Source organism: Adlercreutzia equolifaciens (genome assembly GCF_029076695.1).
Classification (GTDB): Bacteria; Actinomycetota; Coriobacteriia; order Coriobacteriales; family Eggerthellaceae; genus Adlercreutzia; species Adlercreutzia equolifaciens_A.
Genome location: NZ_JARFIK010000242.1, coordinates 1 through 320, shown reverse-complemented (window position 1 = coordinate 320; position 320 = coordinate 1). Strand labels below are relative to the sequence as shown.

General features: G+C 62.8%; 1 pseudogene. It reads left to right on the top strand.

Annotated features, from left to right (window positions below):
- A pseudogene (locus PZH32_RS12230) lies at positions 1-263 on the top strand (hypothetical protein); the annotation flags it as partial.
- Between the last annotated feature and the right edge of the window lie 57 nt (positions 264-320).

Sequence of the window (320 nt, the reverse complement as noted above, 5' to 3'; positions counted from 1 at the left end):
AATCGGGAGGCGTTACGACGTTCGACAATGCAGCGGCTCCCGGAGATGCCGCAGCGGACGATACGGCTGCAGACGGCGCCGCTGCTGAAGATTACACCCAAGTGGTGGCCGATCGGCTGAAGGCCATGACGCTCGAGCAGAAAGTGGCCCAGCTGTTCATGGTGGCGCCGGAAGCGCTGGTGGAGGACATTTACCAGGTCACACAAGCGGGGGAGATGACCCACGAGGGCGTGACCCGCTGGCCCGTGGGCGGCATCGTGTAATTCCCGCAGAATCTGCTCGAGCCCACGCAAACCACCGACATGCTTGCCAACGTGAAG